Source organism: Paenibacillus oenotherae, assembly GCF_019443105.1.
GTDB lineage: Bacteria > Bacillota > Bacilli > Paenibacillales > Paenibacillaceae > Paenibacillus_Z > Paenibacillus_Z oenotherae.
The window spans coordinates 1-281 of record NZ_JAHZIJ010000101.1 but is presented as its reverse complement, the minus strand read 5'-3'; the positions used below and the strand labels follow the sequence as shown (position 1 = coordinate 281).

Sequence of the window (281 nt, the reverse complement as noted above, 5' to 3'; positions counted from 1 at the left end):
GCGACGTCCTACTCTCCCAGGACCCTGCGGTCCAAGTACCATCGGCGCTGGAGGGCTTAACGGTCGTGTTCGAGATGGGAACGCGTGGGTCCCCTCCGCCATCGCCACCAAACGGGATTATTGGGATAATGATCATCCAACAATCGTTCAAGGTGTTACACCCTGAAAACTGGATACGAAAGGTTTGCGTAAATATTAGCTGGTTTATACCAAATAGGATAAGCCCTCGACCGATTAGTATTCGTCAGCTGCATGCATTGCTGCACTTCCACCCCGAACCT

General features: G+C 52.0%; 1 rRNA gene. It reads right to left on the bottom strand.

What is annotated here, in order from left to right:
* Nucleotides 1-112: ribosomal RNA gene (gene rrf / locus K0T92_RS24760) — 5S ribosomal RNA — on the bottom strand; the annotation flags it as partial.
* Between the last annotated feature and the right edge of the window lie 169 nt (nt 113-281).